Source organism: Streptomyces sp. NPDC051322 (genome assembly GCF_040689485.1).
GTDB lineage: Bacteria > Actinomycetota > Actinomycetes > Streptomycetales > Streptomycetaceae > Streptomyces.
In genome coordinates this window covers 244,602-269,650 of sequence record NZ_JBFBAK010000002.1, presented here as the reverse complement: position 1 = coordinate 269,650, position 25,049 = coordinate 244,602, and the positions used below count along the sequence as shown (strand labels likewise).

Below are 25,049 nucleotides of genomic sequence, written 5' to 3'. Positions count from 1 at the left end.
AGCCCTTCCCTGACGTACCGACCAGTCGGTAACATGTCCGTCATGACCTCCCTCCCGCCGCGCGCCGGCCGTCGCTGCCACAACTCCGTCAACCCGCTGCACTCGACGCTGTACTTCTCCCCCGATTTCGCCAAGGAGCTCGCGGCGGTGGGCATCGACGATCCGGGAGCGGCCTACTTCGCCGGGCGGGGCGCCGCGATGGGAGCGGTGGGCGCTGGTGCCATCGCCGCCACGTTCTACAACTTCAATCCCGAGCTGATCGCCCGGCACGTGCCCGCCGTCTGGCAGACGGCCTCTCCCGAGGTCGTGCTCGACGCGCGGCTGCGGGCCGTCGATGCCACGCTGCGCCGCCTGCTCGGCGAGGAAAACGTCACCTCTGCCGAGATGGCGGAGGCCGCGGGGCTCGCGCTGCACGCGGCGGAGGGCTGCTCGCGGCACGCCCGGCCGCTGTACTCGGCCCACGCCGATCTGCCGGTGCCCGAGCAGCCGCATCTGGCGCTCTGGCACGCGGCGACGCTGCTGCGCGAGCACCGGGGCGACGGGCACCTCGCGGCGCTGCTCACCGCCGGGCTCGGCCCGCTGGAGGCGCTGGTCAGCCACACCGCGACCGGCAAGGGCATGGCCCCGCGCTGGATCCTCGCCACCCGCGGCTGGCGCCGGGCGGACTGGGACGCGGCCGCGCAGCGACTGCGGGGCCGCGGGCTGCTGGACGACGAGGGCGGACTGACCGAGGCGGGAAAGCAGCTCCGCGAGGACATCGAGACGGACACCGACCGGCTCGACCTCGCACCGTACGAGCACCTGGGCGCGGAGGGGGTGGAGCGGCTCACCGAACTGGGCCGCGGCTTCCTGGCCACCGCAGCGAGCGCGGGGGCGTTCCCGGCGGATCTGGCCGGCTGATTACCACCGTCTGCGGGTTTATCCACGGCAGAGACGGCAACGCGGACTGTACAAGGTTCGCATCGGACGGCAAGTCCGGAGCGCACCGGAGTACACCCGATGCGAGAAGGGAGCCAACGTGTTGCGTGCCATCGCAGATGTGCTGCGCCAGATCGGTGGCGCCATCGCCACCGTCGTCACCCTGCCTTTCCGGGCCCTGGCCCGGCTCTTCGGCGGAGCCTCGAGTTCCGCACGGGGTCGCGGGGTGTGATCCGTCGACTGTCCGTGCCGCCTGCCACAATGCTGGTTCAAGCTCAGCGAGAAGGCGGTACCGGATCGTGACCACGACGACCACTCCAGCTTCCATCGAAGGCAGGATCGCAGAGGAACTCGGCGTCCGGGAGCGGCAGGTGAAGGCCGCCGTCGAGCTGCTCGACGGCGGCTCGACCGTGCCGTTCATCGCGCGCTACCGCAAGGAAGCGACCGAGATGCTCGACGACGCGCAGCTGCGCACGCTCGAGGAGCGGCTGCGTTATCTGCGGGAGCTGGAGGAGCGGCGGACCGCCGTTCTGGAGTCCGTGCGGGAGCAGGGCAAACTCGATGCCGCCCTGGAGGCGCAGATCCGGGCGGCGGAGACCAAGGCGCGACTGGAGGACATCTACCTCCCGTTCAAACCGAAGCGTCGGACCAAGGCACAGATCGCCCGCGAGGCCGGTCTCGAACCCCTTGCCAACGGTCTGCTGGCCGACCCTTCGGCGGAGCCGCTCGCGGCCGCCGCGGCGTTCGCCGACCCGCAGAAGGGCGTCGCCGATCCCGCGGCCGCGCTGGAGGGCGCGCGTTCCATCCTCGCCGAACGGTTCGGCGAGGACGCCGACCTGATCGGTGAGCTGCGCGAGCGCATGTGGTCGCGCGGCCGGCTCACCGCGAAGGTGCGGGACGGCAAAGAGGAGGCGGGCGCCAAGTTCGCCGACTACTTCGACTTCGCCGAGGCGTTCACCGCCCTGCCCTCGCACCGGGTGCTGGCCATGCTCCGGGGCGAGAAGGAGGACGTGCTCGAGCTCGTTCTCGAGCCGGAGGAGCCGTCGGACGCCCCCGGCCCCTCGACGTACGAGAACATGATCGCCCGGCGTTTCGGGGTCGCCGACCGCGGCAGGCCGGGCGACCCGTGGTTGGCCGAGACGGTCCGCTGGTCGTGGCGGACCCGGATCCTGGTGCATCTGGGCATCGATCTGCGGTTGCGGCTGCGCACCGCCGCGGAGGACGAGGCCGTCAAGGTCTTCGCGTCCAATCTGCGTGACCTGCTGCTGGCGGCGCCCGCCGGGACACGCGCCACGCTCGGCCTGGACCCGGGATTTCGTACCGGCGTGAAGGTCGCCGTGGTGGACGCCACCGGCAAGGTGGTGGCGACCGACGTGATCCATCCGCATGTCCCCGCCAACCGCTGGGACGAGGCGCTGGCCAAGCTGGCCCGCCTGGCGAAGGAGCATGCCGTCGATCTGATCGCCATCGGCAACGGCACCGCGTCCCGGGAGACCGACAAACTCGCCGGTGAGCTGTGCGCCCGGCATCCGGAGCTGAAGCTCACCAAGGTGATGGTCTCCGAGGCGGGCGCCTCGGTGTATTCGGCGTCCGCTTTCGCCTCGCAGGAACTGCCCGACATGGACGTCACGCTGCGCGGCGCCGTGTCCATCGCCCGCCGACTGCAGGACCCGCTCGCCGAACTGGTCAAGATCGACCCCAAGTCGATCGGGGTGGGCCAGTATCAGCACGACCTCTCCGAGGTGAAGCTCTCCCGTTCACTCGACGCGGTGGTCGAGGACTGTGTGAACGGTGTCGGCGTGGACGTCAACACGGCTTCGGCACCGCTGCTGTCGCGGGTCTCCGGCATCGGCTCAGGACTCGCCGAGAACATCGTGGCCCACCGGGACGCCAACGGCCCCTTCCGTTCCCGCAAGGCACTCAAGGACGTGGCACGGCTCGGCCCGAAGGCGTACGAACAGTGTGCGGGCTTTCTGCGGATCAGGGACGGCGACGACCCGCTGGACGCGTCGAGCGTGCACCCGGAGGCGTACCCCGTGGTGCGGGCGATGGCGAAGTCGGCGGGCGGCGGTTCGCTGGTCGGCAACGCCCCCCTGCTGCGCTCGCTGAATCCGGCCGACTTCGTCAACGACACCTTCGGGCTGCCCACGGTGACGGACATCCTGCGGGAGCTGGAGAAGCCCGGACGCGACCCGCGGCCCGCCTTCAAGACGGCCACCTTCAAGGAGGGTGTGGAGAAGCTCGGCGATCTGACGCCCGGGATGATCCTGGAGGGCGTGGTCACCAACGTCGCGGCTTTCGGCGCGTTCGTCGACATCGGCGTCCACCAGGACGGGCTCGTTCATGTGTCGGCGCTGTCCAGGACCTTCGTGAAGGATCCGCGCGATGTGGTGAAGTCCGGTGACATCGTCAAGGTGAAGGTCATGGACGTCGACATCCCGCGCAAGCGGATTTCGCTGACGCTGCGGCTGGACGACGAGGCGGCGCCGAAGTCGGCCGGCGGCGGGGAGCGGCCGGAGCGCTCCCGTGGCAGGCAGGGCGGCCAGGGCGGTCGGCCTCCGCAACAGCGGCAGAGCGACGGCCGGGAGCGGCGCAGCGGTGGCGGCAGGCAGTCCTCGGCGCCGGCCCCGGCGAACAGCGCGATGGCGGACGCCCTGCGGCGGGCCGGCCTGACCGACCCGAAATCGGGTGGTGGCCGGCGCGGCTGACCGGGTTGCCGTTGTCCCGGACCGCCGCGAGCGGTCCGGGACAACGGCAGCGTGTCAGAGTTCCGTCACCTTGCCGTCCGCCACCTCGATGCGGCGGGTGGTACGGACCGCGTCCAGCATCCGGCGGTCGTGGGTGACCAGCAGCAGGGTGCCCTCGTAGGAGTCGAGCGCCGACTCCAGCTGCTCGATGGCCTCCAGATCCAGATGGTTGGTGGGCTCGTCCAGAACCAGCAGATTGACACCTCTGCCCTGCAGCAGGGCGAGCGCCGCGCGGGTGCGTTCGCCCGGTGACAGAGTCGTCGCCGGGCGGGTGACATGGGCTGCTTTCAGACCGAACTTCGCCAGCAGTGTGCGGACCTCGGCGGGTTCCGTCTCGGGGACAGCGGCGCAGAAGGCGGCCAGCAGGGTGTCGTCTCCGTAGAAGAGACCGCGCGCCTGGTCGACCTCGCCGACCACCACCCCCGCGCCGAGCGCCGCGTGCCCGGTGTCGAGCGGGACCCGGCCGAGCAGCGCACCCAGCAGGGTCGACTTGCCCGCGCCGTTGGCACCCGTGATGGCGACCCGGTCCGCCCAGTCGATCTGGAGGTGCGCGGGTCCGAAGGTGAAGCCGCCGCGATCGACGGTCGCATCGCGCAGCGTGGCGACGACCGCTCCGGAACGGGCCGCCCTGGCGATCTCCATCCGGAGCTCCCACTCCTTGCGGGGCTCATCCACCACGTCGAGACGCTCGATCATGCGCTGGGTCTGGCGGGCCTTCGCGGCCTGCTTCTCGCTCGCCTCGCTGCGGAATTTGCGGCCGACCTTGTCGTTGTCGGTCGCCTTGCGGCGGGCGTTCTTCACGCCCTTGTCCATCCAGCCCCGCTGCATCTGTGCCCGGCCCTCGAGTGCGGACCGCTTGTCGGCGTACTCCTCGAAGTCCTCCCGGGCGTGCCTGCGGGCCGTTTCGCGTTCCTCCAGATAGGCCGCGTAGCCACCGCCGTAGAGCGTGATCTGCTGCTGGGCGAGGTCGAGTTCCAGGACCTTGGTGACCGTCCGGGTCAGGAACTCCCGGTCGTGGCTGATCACGACGGTGCCCGCGCGCAGCCCGCTGACGAAGCGCTCCAGCCGCTCCAGGCCGTCCAGGTCGAGGTCGTTGGTCGGCTCGTCGAGCAGGAAGACGTCGTAGCGCGAGAGCAGGAGCGAGGCGAGGCCGGCCCGGGCCGCCTGGCCGCCGGAGAGCGAGGTCATCGGTTGATCGAGGCCCACCGTCAGGCCGAGGGATCCGGCCACCTCGTCGGCCCGCTCGTCCAGGTCGGCCCCGCCGAGATCCAGCCACCGCTCCAGGGTGGTGGCATAGGCGTCGTCGGCGCCCGGGGTTCCGTCGACCAGGCCCTGGGTGGCCGCGTCCATCGCGGCCTGCGCGGCGTCCACCCCCGTACGCCGGGCGAGGAAGTCGCGAACCGTCTCACCCTCGCGCCGTTCGGGTTCCTGCGGGAGGTGGCCGACGGTCGCGGTGGGCGGCGACAGTCTCAGCTCGCCCTCCTCGGGACTGTCCAGGCCGGCGAGGAGGCGCAGCAGAGTGGATTTACCCGCGCCGTTGACGCCGACGAGACCGATCACGTCACCCGGCGCGACGACGAGATCGAGGCCGGAGAAGAGCGAACGGTCGCCGTGGCCTGCGGCGAGATCTTTGGCGACGAGGGTTGCAGTCATGAGGGGACTGATTCTAAGCAGTCGGCGGAGGGCCGGCCCGCCGTCAGCGGGTAACCGGCGCGCGCGTCCAGCAGCAGCGGTACGAGCGCCCGCTCCGGCTGGCGCAGGGGCACGAAGGCGCCCCCGGGCGTGCGGTGCACCGTGATCCCGTGCAGATCGAGCCGGGCCCGCACGGCCGTGTACTGCGCCGTGGTGAGCCGGTATCCGCAGGGCGGGTCCGCGAGGGTCTGCGCCGGAGTGGCCGGATCGTTGTCCGCCCCGCCGAGGTAGATCGGCCCGCGGTCCGCCGGCCCTGCCGCGCGGGCGGCCCGGGTGGCCGCTACGAGCCGGCCGCGCCGCCGTTCGACGTAGCTGAACGCGCCCTCGAGCGCCGCGAGTTGTGTGGCGACCCGACGTCTGTACCCGAGCGCGGGATGCGCCTTCTCGGTGTCGCCGATCGGGTCGGCCCTGGATTCCACCAGCAGCCCCACGGCGTTCTTGATGCCTGCCATATTGCGCAGAATGCGCTCCTGGCCGTCGCCCGCGACCTGCCGGAGGGGACGTCCGGTCACCTGGTCGGTCCAGATGCCGTAGTGGCCGCTGCCGAAACCGGCGGCCGCCGCGGCAGGTCTGACGTAGTCGTCGGAGAGGAGGCGTGCCTCCCGGTGGACAGCGGCGAAGGTGTTGGGGTTGCGCGGCCAGAGCGTCATCAGGTCGTCGTCGTAGCCGGGCACCGTGGCGTCGTATTCGTGCATGTCGTAGATGACATCGGGGTGCCGGTCGCGGATCACCGCGGCCATGGCGCCGGCCTCGGCGGACCGCAGCGCGAGATGGTCACGGTTAATGTCCGTCCCTTCGGAATTCGTACGGGTGTCGGCGGCCCGTCCGTCCGGGTTGGCGGTCGGGATGACGAGGACCGTGGTGTGCACCAGGAGGGCCCGGGTCGCCCGGGACTCGTCCCGGGCGAGAGCGCGGATGGTGAGCAGACAGGCTTCGCGGGGGGCCGGCTCGTTGCCGTGCTGGCCGCAGACCAGCAGGATGACGTCGGTTCCGTGGTGCGCCCCGATCCGTACGAGTTGCAAGGGACGGCCGCGCGCGGTCGAGCCGATCCTGCGGACCTCCATCCGGTCACTCGAGCGGTCCACCGCGGCCAGGAAGCGCTGCTCGTCCGGTGCGGAGGTCCAGTGCGCGCCGCGGCTGGTCTCGAACCCGGTGCGCGGCACGTCCGCCGTGGCGCGGGCGGGCGCGGTGACCAGCGGCAGGGTGAGAGCCACCGCGACGACACCCACGACGAACGGGCGGACACGAGGCGGCATCGGGCATCTCCAGGGATGGGGGCAGGCTCGGTCGAGACCCTGCGTGTCGTCGTCAGGCGGAAGTTACCCCGGGCTTCATCGCGGCAACAGGGGTCGGCGGGCTCCATGTTGGCGCCCGGCCAGGGCACGGGCGGCGGAGCGCATGACGGCCGGATGACGGTGGTGTGACAGCAGTGACCGTGGACATGACCAACGGATCGTGCGCTGAATAGGGTCGAAGAGATCCATGACCCCCACGACTTGGAGCTTCCGTGCACCGCAGACTCATCGTCCCGGGCGTGCTCGCGGCCTCGCTCATGCTGGCGATCCCGGCATCGGCAGCCGACTTCACTCCCGGGGCCCCGGGCATCGGCGACCCCTACTATCCGGCCTACGGCAACGGCGGATATGACGTCTCGCACTACGACCTCAAGATCGGGTACGAGCCGTCCACCGACCTCCTGAAGGGCACGGCGACGATCCTCGCCACCACCACGCAGGACCTCTCGCGCTTCGATCTGGACTTTCTGCTCGATGTGAGCGACGTACGGGTCAACGGTGCCGAGGCGTCCTTCGCCACATCGGGACAGCACGAGCTGCAGATCACCCCGGCCGTTCCGCTGGCCAAAGGCGCGCCCGTCACCGTGGTCGTCCGGTACAGCGGTGTTCCGTCGAGCAAGTCGGCGTACGGGTTCTCCACCTGGCACCGGACCCCGGACGGGGCGGTCGCCGCGGACGAGCCCGAGTCCGCCTGGTGGTGGTACCCGAGCAACGACCACCCGCTGGACAAGGCCACCTACGACGTCTCGGTGAGCGTGCCCGACGGCACCCAGGCGCTCAGCAACGGTGTTCTGCAGTCGCAGAGTTCGAAGCTCGGCCGGACCACCTTCAACTGGCGGGAGAACAAGCCGCAGGCGACCTATCTGACCACGCTCGCGGTCGGCAGATTCGACATCACCACCGCAACCACCGCCGCCGGTGTGCCCATCGTCAACGCGTACAGCAAGGACCTGGCTGACAACTACGGCGCCGCGCGCGCGAGCGTGGAGCGCACCGGCGAGGTCGCCGACTGGCTCAGTGGATACTTCGGCAGATATCCCTTCAGCGCACTCGGCGGCTACGTGCCGAACACCACCACCGGCTACGCGCTGGAGACCCAGACCCGGCCGTTCTACAGCCCGAAACAGTTTGCGAACGGGTCCAACGTATCGGTGATCGTCCACGAACTGGCGCACCAGTGGTACGGCGACAGTGTGTCCGTCAAGGGCTGGAAGGACATCTGGCTCAACGAGGGCTTCGCCAGCTACGCCCAGTGGCTCTGGTCGGACAGCGAGGGCGACGGCAGCACCCAGCAGCTGGCGGACTACGTGTACGCGTCGCACCCGGCCGACGACGCCTTCTGGACGGTGAAGCCGGGCGACCCCGGGCCGGACCATCAGTTCGACGACGCCGTCTACGACCGGGGCGCGCTCGCCCTGCAGGCGCTGCGGAACAAGATCGGTGACACGGCCTTCTTCAGGATCCTCAAGGGTTGGCCGGCCGCACACGCCTACGGCAATGCGGCGGTCTCCGACTTCGAGAAGTACGCGGAGCAGGTCTCGGGGACACCGCTGGCCGCGTTCTTCGACACCTGGCTGTTCACGGCTGCCAAGCCGGCCACCCCGGCAGCGGCACAGCTGCGGATCGCCGCAGCCGGCGGCGCGAAGCACGCGCGGCCTGCCCGGCCCCGGTCCTGGGCGCAGATCGAGCAGACCCACACAGTCCACAAGCACACCGTCCACAAGCACACCATCCACAAGCACACCGTCCACGGGCACTGACCGACAGCCGCGCCGCCCCGTCCGGGTGCGGCGCGGCTTTCCGCGTGGAGGGCTGCTGGTTACGCTGGCCCGGGGCCGCAACGGCTCCGCAGACCGGTGACGACCAGCGGACCGGCAGCCACGCGGACGAGGAGCCTCCGTTGCCCGTTTCGATACCCGGCTCGCGGCCCACCCTGGAGGCCGTGGCGGCTCGTGCGGGCGTGTCCCGCGCGACGGCTTCGCGGGTGGTCAACGGTGGCGACGGCGTGCGCCGGCCACTGGTCGAGCGGGTCCGGCAGGCCGTCGATGAACTCGGATACGTGCCGAACCATGCGGCCAGGACGCTGGTCACCCGGCGCAACGGCGCGGTCGCCGTGATCATCGCCGAACCGGAGATCCGGATCTTCTCGGATCCGTTCTTCTCCCTGCAGCTCCGTGGGATCAGCCGGGAACTGACCGCCCACGACTCGCAGCTGGTGCTGCTTCTGGTGGAGGGCAGCGGGGACTACGACCGGATCGCGCGGTACCTGGCCGGTGGCCACGTGGACGGGGCCCTGGCGTTCTCGCTGCACACCGAGGACCCGCTGCCCGCTGTCACCCACAAGGTCGGCATCCCGACCGTCTTCGGCGGCCGCCCGGTGTGGGCGGGACCGGAGTCCGGCCTGGCCGTGCCCTATGTGGACTGCGACAACCGGGGCGGAGCCAGGGAAGCCGTTCAGCACCTGGTGTCGCTGGGCCGCCAGCACATCGCTCATATCGCCGGCCCGCAGGACCAGACCTCGGCCATCGACCGGCTCGACGGTTACCGGGACGTGCTGCTCGACGCCGATCCGGGCCTGACCGTGCAGGGGGACTTCACGGCCGGGAGCGGGGCCGTGGCGATGACCGGACTGCTGGCGCGCCACCCGGAGGTGGACGGTGTGTTCGCCGCCAACGATCTGATGGCGTCCGGCGCGCTGGCGGTACTGCGCGAGCACGGCAGGCGGGTGCCCGATGACGTGGCGGTGGTCGGCTTCGACAATATGGTCAATGTCGCGGAATCCACCGACCCTCCGCTCACCACGGTCAGTCAGGACATCGAAGGCATGGGCCGACTGATGGTTCAGGTACTGGTCCGGGGCCTCGACCGGGACGGTGTCACCCCGCCGGGCTCCGTGGTCACGCCGACCGAGCTGGTGCGGCGGGTCAGCGCCTGAGGCCCGACCGCGCCGCACCGGTCCGCGCCGCACGCGCCCGCGCCTCGCGGGCCAGGGGCAGATAGCGCAGCCGCCCGGGCAGCACGGGAACCACGGCGCGGACGACCAGCCCGAAGCGGCGCAGTGCCCGCTCCTGGGACGGCGTCCACGGCAGACCTAGCGCCTCCCGTGCGTCCGGCGGCATCAGGCCGATGGTGACGAACCGGCGGAAACGTGCCAGGGGCGGCAGCAGTACCGGCCACAACGCCCGCAGCAGCAGCCGGACCGGCCGCGGGCCACGGTCCGGCGGCGGCACCGGCGTGTGGACGCCGACCAACTCCCTGACCACGGTGGTGGCCTCGATCTCGTCGGCCAGCATCTTCCGGTAGTACGGCCAGAACTCCTCGATGGTCTGCGGCATGTCCCGGTCGTTGATGCCGAGGATCCGCCCGACCTGGAGCCATTCCGCGTACAGCTGACGTTCCTGCGCCTCGGTGTAGGGGCGGCCGAGATACCTCCGGCCGTGCACGAACACCGGGAAACCGGTGGCATGCACCCATGCGTAGGTCGGGCCGGCCAGGGCGTGGTAGTGGCGGCCGCGGGTGTCGGTGCCCTGTATGGTCCGGTGCAGCCGCCGCAGTCGGCGCCCCTCTTCGGCTGCTGCCTCGCCGCCGTACACCCACAGCTGCACCGAACGCAGCGAGCGTTCGCCGCGGCCCCAGGGATCCGTGCGGAAGACCGAGTACTGGTCGACGCCCGCACCGACGGCCGGGTGCGCCACCTGCATGGTCAGTGCGGCAGGCAGCGTGAGCAGCATCCGGATGTCGCCGGCCTCGCTCCACAGCACCCCGCCGGGCGGCGGCGGGGCGGGCGGGGTGCCGTGGCTGCTCATGCGGGTGCTCCCAGTGGGTTACGGGCGTCCGGCAAGGATCTGTCTCGTATGTGACCCAGTATGCGACTGCCGCATTCTGATCACCGATCCTTTTCACACTGCTGGTGAGACAGCAATACTGTTGCACCGGACCGACCGGGGCCGTACACCGGTAGCGCACACCGCCGAACACGGAACGAGGCACCGCCATGGCGACGGAGACCGAGGAGACGGCCTTCACGGTCGACGAACTGGCCGCGCGCGCCGGGGTCACCGTGCGCACCGTCCGCTTCTACAGCTCCCGCGGTCTGCTGCATCCGCCGGTGATCGGTCCGCGGCGGGTCGGCCTCTACGGGGCGGCGCACCTGTCCCGGCTGGCCCTCATCGAGGAGTTGCAGCACCACGGGATGACGCTGGCCGCGATCGAGCGCTATCTGCAGCAGCTGCCGGAGGATCTCAGCGCACACGATCTGGCGATCCACCGCGCGGTGGTGGCCTCCTGGGCGCCCGAGGGTGCCGATGAGGTGAGCCGTGCCGAGCTGGAGCGGCGGGCGGGCCGTGCGCTGTCCGACGGGGACATCGACCGGCTGGCCGCGATGAACGTACTGGAGCGGGCGGGCGGCGATCTCGACGTCTTCCGGCTGGACACCGGGCTGCTCGCGCTCGGCGTTCAGTTGCTGGACGTACCCATCGCGCACGAGACCATCCTGGCTGCCCGCACCGTGGTGCTCGAACACACCCGGGCCGCGGCGAAGGAGCTGACCAGGCTCTTCCAGGACCAGGTGTGGGGGCCGTACCGCGAGCGTGAGCACGACCCCGAGGCGGTGGAGGCGATGAAGTCGCTCTCCGCCCATATGCAGCCGATGGTGGTACAGGCTCTGGTGACCGCCTTCCAGCGGTCGCTGAAGGAGGAGCTGCGCGCCCGGTACACCGACGGATGAACCGCCGGGCCACGCAGCTCCGTCCCTGCCCGCGACGGGCTCAGCCGAACTGCTCGCCGTCCGCCGCCTTCTCCAGCAGCAGCGCGGGCGGCTCGAAGCGCGAGCCGTAGCGTGCGGCCAGCTCCTGGGCGCGGGACACGAATCCGGCAGGCCCGCCCCGGTAGCCGTTGATGTACTGGATCACCCCACCCGTCCAGCCGGGGAAGCCGATACCGAGGATGGAGCCGATGTTGGCGTCGGCGACCGAGGTGAGGACGCCTTCCTCCAGGCAGCGGACGCTGTCCAGTGCCTCGGAGAAGAGCATCCGCTCCTGCATGTCGGCGAACGGGACGTCCGCGCCCGTCCGGGTGAAGTGCTCGCGCAGCCCCGGCCAGAGACCGGCCCGCTTGCCGTCCACGTACTCGTAGAAGCCCGCTCCCCCGCTGCGCCCGGTGCGGCCGAACTCGTCGACCATCCGGTCGATGACCGCGTCGGACGGGTGCCCGGCCCAGGTGCCGCCGGCCTCCTCGACCGCGCGCTTGGCCTCGTTGCGGATCTTGCGGGGCAGGGTGAGCGTCAGTTCGTCCATCAGGGAGAGCACCTTGGCCGGGTACCCGGCCTGCGCTGCCGCCTGTTCGACCGACGCGGGGTCGACGCCCTCGCCGATCATCGCGACGCCCTCGTTGATGAACTGGCCGATGACCCGGGAGGTGAAGAAGCCCCGCGAGTCGTTGACGACGATCGGCGTCTTCTTGATCTGCCGCACCAGGTCGAAGGCGCGCGCCAGGGCCTCGTCGCCGGTCCGATCGCCCTTGATGATCTCGACCAGCGGCATCTTGTCGACGGGTGAGAAGAAGTGCAGCCCGATGAAGTCGGCCTGCCGTGAGACACCTTCGGAAAGCAGCGTGATGGGCAGCGTGGAGGTGTTGGAGCAGAGCAGCGCGTCGGGCTCGACGACGCCTTCGATCTCCTGGAACACCTTGTGCTTGAGGGCCGCGTCCTCGAAGACCGCCTCGATCACCGCGTCGCAGCCGGCCAGATCCGCCGGATCACCGGTCGGGGTGATGAGGGCGAGCAGCGCGTCGCGCTTCGCCTCGGTGGTACGGCCGCGGGAGAGCGCCCTGGCCAGCAGCTTCTCCGAGTACGCCTTGCCCTTCTGCGCGGCCTCCGCCGAGACGTCCTTGAGCACCACCTCGATGCCCGCGCGAGCACAGGAGTACGCGATGCCCGCGCCCATCATCCCGGCGCCGAGCACCGCGACCTTGCGGACCGGGCGCGGCTCGATGCCCTGCGGGCGGCTGGCTCCGGAGTTGACGGCCTGCAGGTCGAAGAAGAACGCCTGGATCATGTTCTTCGCGGTCTGTCCGGTGACCAGCTCGGTGAAGTACCGCGCCTCGATGGTCTGTGCCGTCTCGAAGTCGACCTGTGAGCCCTCGACGGCCGCCGCGAGGATGTTGCGCGGCGCCGGGTAGGGGGCGCCCTGCAGCTGCTTCCTCAGGTTGGCGGGGAAGGCCGGCAGGTTCGCCGCGAACCGGGGGTTCGACGGGGTGCCGCCCGGGATCTTGTAGCCCTTGACGTCCCAGGGCTGCTGCGAATCGGGGTGGGCTTCGATGAAGGCGCGCGCCTTGGCGAGCATCTCCTCGCGGGTGGCGGCGACCTCGTGGACCAGCCCGTTCTCCAGCGCACGCTGCGGGGTGTACTGGGTGCCCTGCAGGAGCACCTTGAGCAGCGCGTCGGCGATGCCCATCAGCCGTACGGTCCGGGTGACGCCGCCGCCGGCGGGCAGCAGGCCGAGGGTGACCTCGGGCAGGCCGATCCTGGAGCCGGGCGCGTCGAGGGCGACGCGGTGGTGGCTGGCGAGCGCGATCTCGTAACCGCCGCCGAGCGCGGCGCCGTTGATGGCGGCGACGACCGGCTTGCCCAGGGTCTCGATGCGGCGCAGGGAGTTCTTGATGGCCATGCCGGTGTCGAAGGCCTGCTGGGCCTCGCGCGGCCCGATCTTGATCATTTCCTTGAGGTCGCCGCCTGCGAAGAAGGTCTTCTTGGCGGAGGTGTAGATGATGCCGCGGATGCTGTCCTGCTCGGCCACGGCGCGGTCGGCGACGGCCGCGATCGAGTCCTTGAAGGCCTGGTTCATGGTGTTGGCGGACTGGTTGGGGTCGTCGAGTACCAGGGTGACCACGCCGGTCTCGTCCTGTTCCCAGCGGATGGTGGTGTTCTCGCTCATGGTGTGGCAGCTCCGTGCGGGCCGTAAGGGAAGGGACATGGTCAGAGACGCTCGATGACGGTGGCGACGCCCATGCCGCCGCCGACGCAGAGCGTGACCAGGCCGTAGCGCTGGTCGCGGCGCTCCAGTTCGTCGATGAGGGTGCCGAGGATCATCGCGCCGGTGGCGCCGAGCGGGTGGCCGAGGGCGATGGCACCGCCGTTGACGTTGATCTTGTCGAGCGGGACCTCCATGTCCCTGGCGAAGCGCAGCACCACGCCCGCGAAGGCCTCGTTCATCTCGATCAGGTCGATGTCGCCGATGGTCAGACCGGCCTTCGCGAGCGCCTTGCGGGTGGCGGGCGCGGGACCGGTGAGCATGATGGTCGGCTCGGATCCGGAGACGGCCGCCGAGACGATCCGGGCCCGGGGGACGAGGCCGTAGCGCTCGCCGACCTGGCCGGAGCCGATGGCGACGAGCGACGCGCCGTCCACGATGCCGGAGGAGTTGCCCGCGTGGTGGACGTGGTCGATCTTCTCGACCCAGTGGTACTTCTGCAGCGCCACCGCGTCGAAGCCGCCCATCTCGCCGATGGTGGCGAAGGAGGGCTTCAGAGCCGCGAGTGACTCCGCCGTGGTGCCGGGGCGCATGTGCTCGTCGTGGTCGAGGACGACGAGGCCGTTGCGGTCGATGACGGGCACGACGGAACGCTTGAAGCGACCGTCCTTCCACGCCTCGGCCGCCCGCTCCTGGGACAGCGCGGCGTAGGAGTCGACATCGTGACGGGTGAAGCCCTCGATGGTGGCGATCAGGTCGGCGCCGACGCCCTGGGGCGCGAAGCCGGTGTCCCAGTTGGTCATCGGGTCCATGGCCCAGGCGCCGCCGTCGGAGCCCATCGCGACCCGGGACATCGACTCGACGCCACCGGCCAGGATCAGGTCCTCCCAGCCCGAACGGATCTTCGCGGCCGCCAGGTTGACGGCTTCCAGTCCGGAGGCGCAGAACCTGTTCTCCTGCACGCCGGCGACGCTGTCCGGCAGCCCGGCGGCGATGGCCGCCGTACGGGCGATGTCGGAGCCCTGGTCGCCCACCGGGCTGACCACGCCGAGCACGATGTCGTCGATGGCGGCCGGATCCAGGCCGGGGAATCGGCGGCGCATCTCCCGGATCAGCCCGACGACCAGGTCGATCGGCTTGGTGCCGTGCAGGGCGCCATTGGCCTTGCCGCGCCCGCGCGGGGTGCGGATCGCGTCGTAGACAAACGCTTCGGTACTCAAGACAACAGCCTTTCGGATGACGGAACGGAGGGGCGGGTGACGGGCGGGGCGCGTGTCGGCTAGCCGAGGAGCGAACGGCCGATGATCTCCTTCATGATCTCGGTGGTGCCGCCGTAGATGGTCTGGATACGGCCGTCGGTGAATGCCTTGGCGACCCGGTACTCGGTCATGTACCCATAGCCGCCGTGCAGTTGCAGGCAGCGGTCGGCGACCCGTTTCTGCAGCTCGGTGGCCCACCACTTGGCCATCGAAGCGTGTACGGCGTCGAGCTCCCCGTCCGAGTGGTCCACGATGCAGCGGTCGAGGAAGCTGCGGGTGACGGCGCACTCGGTGGCCATCTCGGCTATCTCGAAGCGGATGTGCTGCAGTTTCGACAGCGGACGCCCGAAGGCTTCGCGCTCCTTGACGTACTCCATGGTGATCTCGAGCAGGTGCTCGGCCGCCGCGATGCCGGCGACGGCGATCCCCATCCGCTCCTGGGCGAGGTTGGTCATCAGGTGGATGAAGGCACCGTTGAGTTCGCCGAGCAGGTTCTCCTTGGGCACGCGTACGTCGTTGAAGAACAGCTCTGCGGTGTCCTGGGACTTCTGGCCGATCTTGTCGAGGTTGCGGCCACGCTCGAAGCCGGCCGTGCCACGCTCGACGACCACCAGTGACAGCCCCTTCGCACCGCCGTCGGGCGAGGTCCTGGCGACCACGATCACCAGATCGGCGAGGATCCCGTTGGAGATGAAGGTCTTGGAACCGTTGAGGAGCCAGTGATCGCCGCGGTCCTCGGCGTTCGTACGGATTCCCTGGAGGTCGGAGCCCGCGCCCGGTTCGGTCATCGCTATCGCGGTGATGGTCTCGCCGCTGCAGAAGCCGGGGAGCCAGCGCCGCTTCTGCTCGTCGGTGGCGAGGCCGGTCAGATACGGGCCGATGATGTCGTTGTGCAGGCCGAGCGCCAGTCCGGCCACGCCGGCTCGGGTGAACTCCTCGGCGATGACCACGCTGTAGCGGAAGTCGGTGTTCCCTCCTCCGCCGTACTCCTCGGGCACCGCGAGTCCGAGCAGGCCCTGTCGGCCGGCCGCCCGCCAGGCTTCCCGGGAGACGATGCCGTCCCGCTCCCACTGTTCGTAGTGCGGCAGGACCTCCTTGGCGAGGAAGGTGCGGACGGTCTCGCGGAACGCGTCGTGGTCGGCGGTGAAGATCTGGCGCTTCAACGGTTCTCCTTCTCCGGCTTCTCCGGCGCTGCGACGATGCCGGGCACGTCCCAGTCCCGGGCCACTTCGGCGGTGTCCGCGCCGGGCCCGGCCGGGCCCCGGCGGATGGAACCCGGCGTCGCGGAGAAGCGTGGCGCGGGTGCGGGTTGCGTCATTCCGCTGTGTTCGACGAAGGTTCCGCGGGCAGCGATGTGCGGATGCTCCGGGGCCTCGCGCAGCGAGAGCACCGGCGCCACACAGGCGTCGGAGCCCTGGAACACCGTGGTCCACTCCGCACGCGTCCTGGTCGCGAAACGGTCGGCGACGACGGTACGAAGCTCTGCCCAGCGCGCCGGGTCGTTGCGGGCCGGCACGTCACCGGTGACCCCGAGCAGACCGGTGAACTCGTCGTAGAACTGCTCCTCCAGGGCGCCGACCGCCATGTAGGCGCCGTCCGACGTCCGGTACGTGCCGTAGAAGGGGCAACCGCCATCGAGCAGGTTCGCCCCACGTCTGTCCTGCCAGACGCCGGCCGCCAGCATGCCGTGGATCATCGTGCCCAGATGTGCCGCCCCGTCCACGATCGCGGCGTCCACCACCTGCCCGTTGCCGCCGTCCGCGCGCGCGTGCTGCAGTGCGGCGAGCACACCGACGACCAGGTAGAGCGAACCTCCCGCGTAGTCCCCGAGCAGGTTGGCCGGGATCGCGGGCGGTCCTTCAGCGCTGCCGATCATGCCGAGGGTGCCAGTGACGGCGATGTACGCGATGTCGTGCCCGGCCCGATCGGCGAGCGGCCCCTGCTGCCCCCAGCCCGTCATCCGTCCGTACACGAGTTTCGGGTTACGGGCGTGGCAGGGCGCCGGTCCCACGCCGAGCCGCTCGGCCACGCCCGGCCGGTACCCCTCGATCAGGATGTCGGCGCGGTCCACCAGCTCGAGCACCCGGGCCGCGCCGTCCGCCGCCTTGAGGTCGATGACGACCGAGCGCTTGTTGCGGTTGGTGAGATCGCATGCCGGGTCGATGGCGAGCCCGGCGCCGCCGGGCCGGTCGATCCGGACGACATCGGCGCCGAGGTCCGCGAGGAGCATCGCGGCGAACGGGCCCGGCCCGATACCCGCGAGCTCGACCACGCGCACCCCGGCCAGTGGACCGCTTGCTGTCGCTGCCATCAAGCCCCCAGCGCTGTGACACAACTGATGTGACACCGAAGATGTTAAGAACTGATATTAAGAACGTGTTTCACTTCGCACAAGCCTTTTGACTGAGCGATTGCTTAGCAGTCGTCCGTGGGCCCGCTGTCGTCCGGCCGCGCCGGTCAGCAGCTCTCACGCTAACCTCGGCCCCGTCCACCCGCCCGCAGGCGGCCGTGCCGACCTTCCGGGTGGCGCACAGTTCGCAGGAGGCCGCGCATCCCCGGCAGGGCTACGGGCATAGGCTCATCGACGATATGAAGAACAACCTCACGCCGCTCGGGCCCAAGGCCGACAAGGACACCGTTCGGCGGCACAACCTCAGCCTGGTGCTGCGCGCCGTCCGTGACGCGGGCGAGGCGACCCGGGCCGGCGTCGCGGGGCGGGTGGGACTGACCAGGGCGGCCGTCTCCTCGCTGGTCGAGCAGCTACTGGAGAGCGGCTTCCTCGCCGAGTCGGGCAAGACGTTCAGCGGACACGCGGGCCGCCCCGGCACCGTACTGAAACCTGCCCGTACCGGGCCGGCCGGCATCGGCGTCGAGATCAACATCGACTACGTGTCGGTGTGTGTGGTCGACCTGGCGGGCACCGACCGGGTCAGACTCACCGAGCACCTCGACAACCGCGGCGCGCCGCCGGCCGACGTACTGGCCCGTGCCGCCCGGGTCGCGGCACGGGCTCTGGAGTCCGCCCGCGAGCAGGAGCTGCGCCCCGTCGGCGTGCAGTTGGCACTGCCCGGCCTGGTGGCCGGAGGCACGGTCCGCCAGGCGCCCAACCTCGGCTGGAACCGGGTCGCGGCCGAGGGGATCTTCGCCCAGGCGCTGTCGATCGTCCGCCCGGCCCACCGCGCGCTGCCGGTGAGCTCGGAGAACGAGGCCAACCTCGCCGCACTGGCCGAGCTGTGGTTCGGCGACCTCGGCAAGGTCCGCAGCTTCCTCTATCTGTCGGGCGAGATCGGCGTCGGCGGCGCACTGGTGCTCGACGGTGAACTGCTGCGCGGCGCCCACGGCTTCGCCGGCGAGATCGGCCATGTGATGGTGGACGCGGCGGGCCCCGCGTGCCGCTGCGGCTCACGCGGCTGCCTCGAGCAGTACGCGGGACAGTCCGCGCTGCTACGGGCCGCAGGGATCGACGAGACCGCCGGGGTCACCGGCGTCTCGGAACTCGAGCGGCGGGCGCAGAGCGGCGACGGGCGGGCGGTGGCCGCCGTCGAGGAGGCCGGCCTGATGCTCGGGCGGGTGCTGTCCGGTGCGGTGAACCTCTTCGATCCCGACGCGGTGGTGCTCGGCGGCATCTACCGCTGCCTGATGCCCTGGCTGTCGCCCAGCGCCGACCGGGAGCTCACCGGGCGGGTCGTCTCCGGGCTCTGGCCGCGCGACAGCGGCCGGCTCCGCGCCTCGTCCGTGGCGGGCGACGCGGCCCGCGGTGCTGCGGCGCTGATCGTCCAGGAAGTGCTGGCCGATCCGGTGGCCCACACGGAGCGCCCGGCGGGCTGACGCTGTCCACGCACCCACCGCGGGGACCGGGCGGGGACCCGCCCGCGCGAAAGGCCGTCAGCGCCCGCTCCACATCCCGCTGCCCGGCGTACAGTTCCTGTCCAGCCGCTTCGTAGGAACGGCGGGCGTCGTACACACCGTCGTTCCCGGTGTAGTCGGCGACGGTGAACAGCGCCGGCTTCGAGGCATCCGACTGGATCAGGGGGTTGGCAATGATCCCGGCGAGCTGCTCCGCCAGGTCCTTCTCCCGTCCGTTGAACGGGCCGAGCAGCAGCCGGTCGTTTCCACCTGCTCGCGTGCTACCCGCCCACAATGCAGCTTTCCAAGCTGGTCAACTCCCTCAAGGACGCCATCTCACATACGCTCCGCCTGGGAGCACCTCCCGGCCGAAGGCTGGGGGAAGTACGACACCCACGTCCGCCGACACCTGTGCGGCATCGAAAACCAGCAGCGTCCCGTCTGACCGTCACGCCGCAGGCGTAGAGCACTCCGGCGCTCCGCGCCTCCGGGCCAAGGATGGCCTTCGCTCCGCCTGAAGGCCAGAGCACTGGCCAAGGTCCGAGGCAGAAACGCGCACGGGGAGCGCCGCTCACCGGAACGCCGGAGCTCACACGGGGCACGAAAGCCTATCGAAGCGCTTCGACATCGCGTAATTTGTTTTGCGCACATCCGGTTCTGCGCACATCCAGGAGTGCGGGGGAAGAGCGCTGCCGTCCCCTGGTGAGAACCGGTCTCTTCCGGCCCGGCTCCTGTGACCGATTCGCTTCTGCACCACGCAAGGAAACGTCTATGAAGTTCACCAACGGCTTCTGGCTCATGCGCGAGGGCGTGCACGCCTCGTACGCGACCGAAGTGCGAGATCTCCAGGTCGGCGCCGACCGGGTCACCGCGTATGCCGCCGTGAAACGGGTAGCGGCCCGCGGTGACACGCTCAACACGCCGCTGATCACCGTGGAGTGCTTCTCCCCGGCCGAGGGCGTCATCGGCGTACGCGCCACGCACCATGCCGGAAAGAGCCGCCGCGGGCCGGATTTCGAACTGGTCGGCGCCGACACCACGGCTGCTGCCGGCACCCGCCGGGACGGCTCCGTCACCGAGTTGACCAGCGGCCCGCTGACCATGCGGCTCGACACCGAGGGACCGTGGGGCCTGCAGTTCCTCGATGCCGACGGCCGCCGGCTCACCGCCGTGGAATCCCGCGGTACCGCCTTCGCGACCGTCGAGGACGGCACCCATCACATGGCCGCGCAGCTCGCGCTGGGCGTCGGCGAGAGCATCTACGGACTCGGTGAGCGCTTCACCCCGTACGTCAAGAACGGCCAGTCCGTCGACATCTGGCAGGCCGACGGAGGCACCAGCAGCGAACAGGCCTACAAGAACATCCCCTTCTACCTGTCCTCGCGCGGTTACGGCGTCTTCGTCAACCACCCCGGCAAGGTCTCCTTCGAGGTCGGCTCGGAGTCCGTCGGCCAGGTGCAGTTCAGCGTCGAGGACCAGTCCCTGGAGTATTACGTCGTCGCAGGTCCGACCCCCAAGGACGTGCTGCGCCGGTACACCGCGCTGACCGGGCGGCCGGCGCTGCCGCCCGCCTGGTCGTTCGGGCTGTGGCTGACCACCTCCTTCTGCACGTCCTATGACGAGGCGACCGTCGCCGCCTTCGTCGACGGCATGGAGGAGCGCGGGATCCCGCTGTCCGTCTTCCACTTCGACTGCTTCTGGATGCGCGAATACCAGTGGTCGGACTTCGCCTGGGACCCGGAGGTCTTCCCGGACCCGGAGGGCATGCTGGCGCGGCTCAAGGAGCGCGGGCTCAAGATCAGCATGTGGATCAACCCCTACATCGCGCAGAAGTCCGCGCTCTTCGCGGAGGTGGCAGAGCGGGGTTATCTGGTCAAGCGCCCCAACGGCGACATCTGGCAGTGGGACCTGTGGCAGCCCGGCATGGCGCTGGTCGACTTCACCAACCCCGCGGCCCGCGAGTGGTTCGCCGGCAAACTGCGCGTCCTGCTCGACCAGGGTGTGGACTGCTTCAAGACGGACTTCGGCGAACGCATCCCCACCGACGTGGTCTGGCACGACGGCTCCGATCCCGAGCGGATGCACAACTACTACGCGCAGCTCTACAACCGGACGGTCTTCGACCTGCTGGAGAAGGAGCGCGGGGACGGTGAGGCGCTCGTCTTCGCCCGCTCGGCGACCGCGGGCGGCCAGCAGTTCCCCGTGCACTGGGGCGGCGACTGCTTCGCGTCGTTCAACGCGATGGCCGAGTCGCTGCGCGGCGGGCTGTCCCTCTCGCTGTCCGGCTTCGGCTTCTGGAGCCACGACATCGGCGGTTTCGAGGGGACTCCGGACCCTGCCGTGTTCAAGCGCTGGCTGGCCTTCGGGCTGCTCTCCTCGCACAGCAGACTGCACGGCAACGTCTCGTACCGGGTGCCGTGGGAGTTCGGTACCGAAGCCGTCGACGTGGCCCGGCAGTTCACCCTGCTCAAGCACCGGCTGATGCCGTATCTGTACGGAGCCGCCGCCGAGGCGCACCGCACCGGGGTGCCGGTGATGCGCCCGATGCTGCTGGAATTTCCCGGCGACCCGAGCGCGGTGCCGCTGGACCGCCAGTACATGCTCGGGCCCGACCTGCTGGTGGCCCCCGTCTTCACCACGGAGGGCGATGTCGACTACTACCTCCCGGAGGGCACCTGGACCCATCTGCTGACCGGCGAGCAGGTCACCGGCCCGGTGTGGCGTCACGAGAGGCACGGCTTCGACAGCCTGCCGCTGTATGTGCGCCCCGGCGCGGTGCTGCCCTGGGGAGCGGACGACCAGCGGCCGGACGGCGACTGGCTGGCCGAACTGACCCTGCGGGTCTTCCAGCCGTCCGGCCCGGTCGAGGTGACTGTGCCGGACCACGCGGGAGCGCCCGCCGCGCGGTTCCGGGTGGCGCGGGAGGGGGACGTGCTGCGGGTCTCGGCCGAGGGGACGGACCGGCCCTTCCGGGTGGAGTGCGCAGGTGCCTCGGCGGAGGGGGCCGGGGTCGTGAGCGTGCCGCTGGGGTGACCGCCGGGGTCCCGGGGCGCTGACGAGCAGGCCCCGGGTGGCACAACGGCACAACGCAGAGGCCCGACACCGGGACGGGAAGTTCGGTGTCGGGCCTCCGTGGTTTCTCCGGACCCTCAGCCGGAGAAACCGATATGCGCGAGCCGCACCGGCCCGCGCAGCTTCAGACGTACGTCGCACACGCCGGAGGCCTCGAATCCGGCCTCGACCGTCGTGTACTCGTACAACCCACCGGTCGGCGGGATCCGGAACGTGACCGTGCTGCCCGGCAGCGAGAGCTCCACGGTGCCCTCGCCGGCCGCCACGACGCCGGCCCGGGTCGCGGCCGGCCCGAAGTCGCAGCGACGGTAGAGCAGTTCACCGGTGGCCCCGGTGACCGGTGTCACCGCGTCGCCCGCCGTCTTGGTCCGGTCCACGATCTCGGTGGCGTGCTGTTCGTCGTAGTCGGCGGCCGCCAGGCCGCGGGTCAGTACCGGGCGCGGACCTGCGGGTTCACCGTCGATGGCCAGTTTCGCCACCGCGCGGATGTCCGTACTGGACGCGCCGGCCAGCAGTTCGTAGGTGCCCGGCTCGACCGACCAGCGGCCGTGGGCGACATCCCAGTGTCCGAGCGCGGAGACCGGAACGGTGAACGACAGCCGCTGCGACGCTCCGGGCGCCAGGTGCACCCTGCGGTGCGCGACGAGCTCACGGGACGGGCGCTCCACCGACGGGTGCACGGCCCGCGCGTAGAGCTGAGCCACCTCGTCCGCCGCCACGTCGCCGGTGTTGGTCACCGTGAACTCGGCCTGCACGGCCTCGCCCTCACGTTCGGCCGTCAGGTCCGCGTAGCCGAAGGACGCGTAGGACAGGCCGTGCCCGAACGGGTAGAGCGGTGTGCCCCGGTAGTAGAGATACGTCTGGCGCGAGCCGATGATGTCGTAGTCCAGCAGTCCGGGGAGCTCCGCGTCCGAGGTGTACCAGGTCTGCGGCAGCCGGCCCGCCGGGGAGACGTCGCCGGCCAGCACCCGGGCCAGTGCGGTGCCTGCCGCCTGCCCGCCGTGTGCGGTCCACAGCAGTGCGGGCAGCCGGTCGTCCGCTTCGGGCACGGCGTACGGGTAGGCGGAGCAGAGCACCAGTGCGGTCCGTGGATTCGCGGCGTGGGCGGCGCGCAAGAGGCTGTCCTGGTGCGCGGGGAGGGCCAGCGTCGTACGGTCCTCGGTCTCGCGTCCGTTGATGTGCGGGTCGTTTCCGGCGACCACGATCACCACGTCCGCGTCGGCTGCCGCCCGGGCCACCGCATCCGCGCCGCGTTCGATCGTCTCGATCTCGAAAACATCGCCGTGCTCGGCAACCTTTGCGCCGTCGGCGGCGACAGACACGTACCGACCGGTCCCGGTGTGCTTGAGGAGGTGCCCGCCCGCATGCTCCTCCCGGCTGAACGTCTCCTGCACGACCCAGCCGCCCGGCTGGTCGGCGGAGGCCCTGACGAACCCGTCGTCGGCCACCGAGAGATAGCGTCCGTCGGCCGCCCGCAGGGTGAGCACTCCGCCGCCCCAGTCGATGAGCGCCAGCTCGGACGGGGTGTCGCCGCAGGTCAGCGGGGGCAGATCGGTGCGGCCGGCGAGCAGCGCCGGATCGAGCGCCGCCTCGGTCGAACCGCCGGCCTGCCCGGGCTCACCGGATTCGGGCACCTGGAGCCACCCGGCCGCGGTCCGCAGCCGGACCCGGTCGGCGCCCTCGGCATGCATCACCAGGCCCGCGCCGAAGCGGGCCCGCAGGCCGTCGAGCGGGGTGGAGCGGTGCATGAGGGTGCCGCTGTACCAGTCGAGCTTGCACTCGTCGGCGAGCAGGCCGACGAGCGCGATCCGCTGCCCGCCGGGCAACGGCAGCAGGCCGTCGTTCTTCAGCAGGACGACGCACTGCTCGGCTGCCTCCTGGGCGAGCGCCCGGTGCTCGGGCGTGTCGAAACCCTGATCCGGTGTGATCCCCGCATACGGGTCGGACTCGGGGTCGAACTCCCCGAGCGAGAAGCGCACCGCGAGCTGTCTGCGCACGGCGGCGTCGATGTCCGACTCGTCGATCAGGGCCTGCTCCAGGGCTCCGCGGAGCCGGCCGACCATGATCGAGGAGTCCGTGCCGTGATCGGTGAAGCTGTCCACGCCGGCCTTGAGTGCGGCCGCGGAGGCTTCCTCGTGGGTGTCGAAGTAGTGCTCGGAGTCGACCAGGTTGGAAGGGGCTCCGGCGTCCGAGCAGACCATCAGCGGCTGGTCGGTCCAGGAGCGCAACTGGGCGCGGAGGTACGGCGACAGATGGTTGGGCCGACCGTTGACCAGGTTGTACGCGGGCATGACGCCCGCCACCGAACCGGCCTGCACCGTGTCGCGGAACGCCCGGAGGTCGTACTCGTGGAGCACCCGGGGGCGCACCGAGGCCGATGCGGTGGATCGGTCCGTCTCGTTGTTGTGCGCGAGCCAGTGCTTGAGCACCGGCGCCGTGCGCCAGTAGCGCGGATCGTCGCCGCGCAGCCCGCGCGTGTAGGCGACGGCGATGGCCGAGGTGAGGGCGGGGTCCTCGGAGTAGCCCTCCTCGCCCCTGCCCCAGAGCGGGTTCCGCAGCAGATTCACGGTCGGCGCCCATACGTTGAGCCCGACCCGGTCGTCCCGGGTGCGCATCGCCCGTGCCTCGGTGCCCACCGCTTCGCCGACCCGGCGTACCAAATCCTCGTTCCAGCTCGCACCGAGCCCCACTGCCTGTGGGAAGACCGTCGCCGGCCCCATCCAGGCCACTCCGTGCAGGGCCTCCTGCCCGGTACGGAAGGCGGCCACCCCGAGCCGTTCCACGGCGGGCGCGAACTGGTGCAGCATCGCGATCCGCTCATCGAGCGTCAGCCTGGCCAGCAGATCGTCGATGCGCTTGCCGCGCGGCAGCGCTGGGTCGCGGAAGGGCGGCTGTTGCTCGGTCACGGGCGATTCCCCTTGGAAGGTGGGACGTTGAGCTTTCGAAGCGCTTCGATGCTGAGTCGCGATACGGCCGGGTGTCAAGACGTGCTGGGGTCACAACTGGTGCACGAGGTGACCTCCCCGGTGAACGGACCGGGGAATACGTCCGAGGTTTCTTGAAACCAACTCTTGTGCGCCCGGACCCCTTCACTTAATGTCACAGCAACATCGAAGCGCTTCGACGCTCAGCCGTCCGCGTCCTAGCGATGATTCACACCCTCTCCTCAGACACGCTCCCGCTTCAGACACACGAGCCGAACGACCCGCCTCCGCCGCGTGTCGTCCTGGTGCGCCACGAAGGGTCCACGCC

General features: G+C 70.5%; 16 protein-coding genes and 1 pseudogene. 8 read left to right on the top strand and 9 right to left on the bottom strand.

Annotated features, from left to right (window positions below; all coding sequences use genetic code 11):
* Window positions 1–42 precede the first annotated feature (42 nt).
* From AB0436_RS05420 to AB0436_RS05410, 3 genes are all read left to right on the top strand, one after another.
* On the top strand, window positions 43–900 hold the full coding sequence (locus AB0436_RS05420) for a hypothetical protein (protein ID WP_366466387.1): 858 nt from the start codon (window positions 43–45) through the stop codon (window positions 898–900).
* A 118-nt stretch (window positions 901–1,018) separates the two neighbouring features.
* Window positions 1,019–1,150, top strand: coding sequence for an LPFR motif small protein (locus AB0436_RS05415; protein WP_366466386.1), 132 nt, complete (start codon window positions 1,019–1,021; stop codon window positions 1,148–1,150).
* 67 nt (window positions 1,151–1,217) lie between these two features.
* Entirely contained in the window at window positions 1,218–3,626 is a 2,409-nt protein-coding gene (locus AB0436_RS05410) for a Tex family protein (protein ID WP_366466385.1), read from the top strand.
* A 54-nt stretch (window positions 3,627–3,680) separates the two neighbouring features.
* Here AB0436_RS05410 and AB0436_RS05405 read toward each other — a convergent pair whose 3' ends face one another.
* Together AB0436_RS05405 and AB0436_RS05400 are read right to left on the bottom strand one after the other, a co-directional pair.
* A complete protein-coding gene (locus tag AB0436_RS05405) occupies window positions 3,681–5,318 on the bottom strand; it encodes an ABC-F family ATP-binding cassette domain-containing protein (protein ID WP_366466384.1) in 1,638 nt (545 codons plus the stop codon).
* Window positions 5,315–6,613, bottom strand: a complete 1,299-nt coding sequence (locus AB0436_RS05400) for a M14 family metallocarboxypeptidase (protein ID WP_366466383.1) — start codon at window positions 6,611–6,613, stop codon at window positions 5,315–5,317. Before AB0436_RS05400 ends, AB0436_RS05405 begins: the two co-directional genes overlap by 4 nt.
* A 251-nt stretch (window positions 6,614–6,864) precedes the next feature.
* Here AB0436_RS05400 and AB0436_RS05395 point away from each other — a divergent pair, with 251 nt between their 5' ends.
* Complete coding sequence (locus AB0436_RS05395) at window positions 6,865–8,412, top strand: M1 family metallopeptidase (protein WP_366466382.1); 1,548 nt, start codon at window positions 6,865–6,867, stop codon at window positions 8,410–8,412.
* A 140-nt stretch (window positions 8,413–8,552) separates the two neighbouring features.
* Window positions 8,553–9,587 carry a LacI family DNA-binding transcriptional regulator gene (locus tag AB0436_RS05390; protein WP_366466381.1) on the top strand — a complete coding sequence of 345 codons (1,035 nt, stop codon included), beginning with the start codon at window positions 8,553–8,555 and terminating at the stop codon, window positions 9,585–9,587.
* Here AB0436_RS05390 and AB0436_RS05385 read toward each other — a convergent pair.
* Window positions 9,577–10,458: an oxygenase MpaB family protein gene (locus AB0436_RS05385; RefSeq protein ID WP_366466380.1), complete on the bottom strand. Its 882-nt coding sequence runs from the start codon at window positions 10,456–10,458 to the stop codon at window positions 9,577–9,579. The two genes, AB0436_RS05390 and AB0436_RS05385, sit on opposite strands and share 11 nt — an antisense overlap.
* Before the next feature lie 188 nt (window positions 10,459–10,646).
* Here AB0436_RS05385 and AB0436_RS05380 point away from each other — a divergent pair, with 188 nt between their 5' ends.
* Complete coding sequence (locus AB0436_RS05380; RefSeq protein ID WP_366466379.1) at window positions 10,647–11,378, top strand: MerR family transcriptional regulator; 732 nt, start codon at window positions 10,647–10,649, stop codon at window positions 11,376–11,378.
* 40 nt (window positions 11,379–11,418) lie between these two features.
* Here the strand turns inward: AB0436_RS05380 and AB0436_RS05375 are convergent, their stop codons facing one another.
* Genes AB0436_RS05375 through AB0436_RS05360 form a run of 4 tightly spaced genes read right to left on the bottom strand, consistent with a single transcriptional unit; the run spans window position 11,419 to window position 17,190 of the window.
* On the bottom strand, window positions 11,419–13,584 hold the full coding sequence (locus AB0436_RS05375; protein WP_366466378.1) for a 3-hydroxyacyl-CoA dehydrogenase NAD-binding domain-containing protein: 2,166 nt from the start codon (window positions 13,582–13,584) through the stop codon (window positions 11,419–11,421).
* 41 nt (window positions 13,585–13,625) lie between these two features.
* The gene (locus AB0436_RS05370; protein ID WP_366466377.1) at window positions 13,626–14,840 is read right to left on the bottom strand and encodes an acetyl-CoA C-acetyltransferase; all 1,215 of its coding nucleotides are present in this window, start codon (window positions 14,838–14,840) and stop codon (window positions 13,626–13,628) included.
* A 59-nt stretch (window positions 14,841–14,899) separates the two neighbouring features.
* Window positions 14,900–16,042: an acyl-CoA dehydrogenase family protein gene (locus tag AB0436_RS05365; protein ID WP_366466376.1), complete on the bottom strand. Its 1,143-nt coding sequence runs from the start codon at window positions 16,040–16,042 to the stop codon at window positions 14,900–14,902.
* Window positions 16,039–17,190 (bottom strand): CaiB/BaiF CoA-transferase family protein, encoded by a 1,152-nt coding sequence (locus AB0436_RS05360; protein WP_366466375.1) that lies wholly within the window; start codon window positions 17,188–17,190, stop codon window positions 16,039–16,041. Before AB0436_RS05360 ends, AB0436_RS05365 begins: the two co-directional genes overlap by 4 nt.
* A 278-nt stretch (window positions 17,191–17,468) precedes the next feature.
* On the opposite strand from AB0436_RS05360, the gene AB0436_RS05355 reads away from it, so the two are divergent.
* Window positions 17,469–18,707 carry an ROK family protein gene (locus AB0436_RS05355; RefSeq protein ID WP_366466374.1) on the top strand — a complete coding sequence of 413 codons (1,239 nt, stop codon included), beginning with the start codon at window positions 17,469–17,471 and terminating at the stop codon, window positions 18,705–18,707.
* 49 nt (window positions 18,708–18,756) lie between these two features.
* On the opposite strand, the pseudogene AB0436_RS05350 reads toward AB0436_RS05355, so the two are convergent.
* A pseudogene (locus AB0436_RS05350) lies at window positions 18,757–18,987 on the bottom strand (beta-N-acetylglucosaminidase domain-containing protein); the annotation flags it as partial.
* A gap of 509 nt (window positions 18,988–19,496) precedes the next feature.
* Between AB0436_RS05350 and yicI the strand changes: the two are divergent.
* Window positions 19,497–21,758 carry an alpha-xylosidase gene (yicI, locus tag AB0436_RS05345; protein WP_366466373.1) on the top strand — a complete coding sequence of 754 codons (2,262 nt, stop codon included), beginning with the start codon at window positions 19,497–19,499 and terminating at the stop codon, window positions 21,756–21,758.
* Between the two features lie 116 nt (window positions 21,759–21,874).
* On the opposite strand, the gene AB0436_RS05340 is transcribed toward yicI, so the two are convergent.
* Complete coding sequence (locus AB0436_RS05340; RefSeq protein ID WP_366466372.1) at window positions 21,875–24,703, bottom strand: glycoside hydrolase family 3 C-terminal domain-containing protein; 2,829 nt, start codon at window positions 24,701–24,703, stop codon at window positions 21,875–21,877.
* Window positions 24,704–25,049 lie beyond the last annotated feature (346 nt).

Coding starts and splice junctions, on each gene's coding strand:
- AB0436_RS05420 (WP_366466387.1), top strand. CDS start 43: ATGACCTCCCTCCCGCCGCGCGCCGGCCGTCGCTGCCACAACTCCGTC.
- AB0436_RS05405 (WP_366466384.1), bottom strand. CDS start 5,318: ATGACTGCAACCCTCGTCGCCAAAGATCTCGCCGCAGGCCACGGCGAC.
- AB0436_RS05400 (WP_366466383.1), bottom strand. CDS start 6,613: ATGCCGCCTCGTGTCCGCCCGTTCGTCGTGGGTGTCGTCGCGGTGGCT.
- AB0436_RS05385 (WP_366466380.1), bottom strand. CDS start 10,458: ATGAGCAGCCACGGCACCCCGCCCGCCCCGCCGCCGCCCGGCGGGGTG.
- AB0436_RS05380 (WP_366466379.1), top strand. CDS start 10,647: ATGGCGACGGAGACCGAGGAGACGGCCTTCACGGTCGACGAACTGGCC.
- AB0436_RS05375 (WP_366466378.1), bottom strand. CDS start 13,584: ATGAGCGAGAACACCACCATCCGCTGGGAACAGGACGAGACCGGCGTG.
- AB0436_RS05360 (WP_366466375.1), bottom strand. CDS start 17,190: ATGGCAGCGACAGCAAGCGGTCCACTGGCCGGGGTGCGCGTGGTCGAG.
- AB0436_RS05355 (WP_366466374.1), top strand. CDS start 17,469: ATGAAGAACAACCTCACGCCGCTCGGGCCCAAGGCCGACAAGGACACC.
- yicI (WP_366466373.1), top strand. CDS start 19,497: ATGAAGTTCACCAACGGCTTCTGGCTCATGCGCGAGGGCGTGCACGCC.